This is a genomic window from Acinetobacter sp. S4400-12, assembly GCF_024129495.1.
In the GTDB taxonomy this organism is placed as follows: Bacteria; Pseudomonadota; Gammaproteobacteria; order Pseudomonadales; family Moraxellaceae; genus Acinetobacter; species Acinetobacter lwoffii_C.
The window spans coordinates 1-1481 of record NZ_JAMXYB010000076.1; the positions used below are offsets into that span (position 1 = coordinate 1).

Below are 1481 nucleotides of genomic sequence, written 5' to 3' on the forward strand. Positions count from 1 at the left end.
TGTTATTCACCAATTAAAATGTCTATGCGATAAACCATTTAAAATGTCCTGTTTTTAACTGCAAGAGTCAAGCACAGGATTTAAATTTCTTTGTTCAATAACAGCTTTCTGAGCTTTACGACTCGGCATACTTTTCTTGAGACGGGAACGTTTATTTTGTTTTTCCAACTCTTCATGCTGTTGCTGGATATGCGCCAGAACCGAGCCTAATCTTTTATTCTCAACCACTTCATTCTGCTGTAGTCCAGCCAGTTTATTGAAGACACTATAGTTGATCTTCCGTCCTTCATGCATGATCGCCACAGTGCCATCCGGGTACTCCAGAAATGAAATGTATTGCCCAACAAGCTTATGATTCAGCTCTGTCGGTTCAAGCAGATAAATACACTTGTCATAGGTGATGGTGAGGTTCTTCGTGACCTTACGCGGTTCCTGCCAGGTGAATATATCCTCCAGCTCAGCATCAGACTCTGTTAGCGGACGATGTAAGTTCTTTGAATTTCGCGCACACTTGGCGAACTTCTGGTTGAAATGCTCAATAAAGCAGGGTAACCAGGCATTGGCTTCGGCAATTGAACTGATGCCTTCCAGACGCATCTCCTTGATCAAACGGTCTTGAAGGGTTCTATTCGCGCGTTCTACGCGACCTTTAGCCTGTGGGGAGTTGGCAAAGATAATATCAATGTTTAACTCATTCAGAATCCGGCCAAATTGCGTGATCTTGCTGTCCTGGCTCGATTTCTGGTTCACTCGGAAGACCGAATGTTTATCGCTATAAAAGGCCAGAGGCTTACCGTATTGTTCAATGTAGGCTCGGGTTGAAAGCATATAGTCGAAGGTCGTTTCTGCCTCACAGAAGCGCAGATGCAACAGCTTTCCAGTGGCATCATCGATATACACCAATAAACAGCACTTAGCAGCGCGTCCTTCGAACCAGTCATGATATGAGCCATCAATCTGGATCAGCTCACCGAAGCAATCACGGTTATAACGTGGCTGATATGGACGTTTAAGGCGCTTGGATCGCGGAATCCAGAGGTCATTTGCAGTCATCCAGCGCCGAAGCGTTTCTACCGGGATATTCAGGTCAAATATGCTGCTGAGCTTCTCATGGGCCAAGGTAGGTCCAAATCCCAGCAGATGTTCGGAAATAATGGAAAGACATTTTGATTTTAATAAATCATCATGGCGACGATGGCCAGGTTGACCACGGCTGGCATGCGCCATACCTGAAACACCATCTTGATTGAGCTTCTGTAATAACCGGGTAATTTGACGGGTTGAAAGATTAAGGATTTCAGCGGCACGGACTTGTGTAATACGATGATCTCGAACGTCTTGCAGAACAGCAAGACGTTGAATTTCTTTGTCAGACATAGTGATCAGCATCTATATTTCATATCCAGTCCATGATGTTTAAACCATCATAAACCAGACATTTTTATTGGTGAGAATATAGACACTTTAAATGGGTTCTAACA

Annotated in this window: 1 protein-coding gene; it reads right to left on the reverse strand. The window is 44.0% G+C overall.

The genetic code is table 11. The features are described 5' to 3' along the window. Window positions 1–54: 54 nt before the first annotated feature. Window positions 55–1389, reverse strand: coding sequence for an ISNCY family transposase (locus NI461_RS13930; RefSeq protein WP_015060273.1), 1335 nt, complete (start codon window positions 1387–1389; stop codon window positions 55–57). Between the last annotated feature and the right edge of the window lie 92 nt (window positions 1390–1481).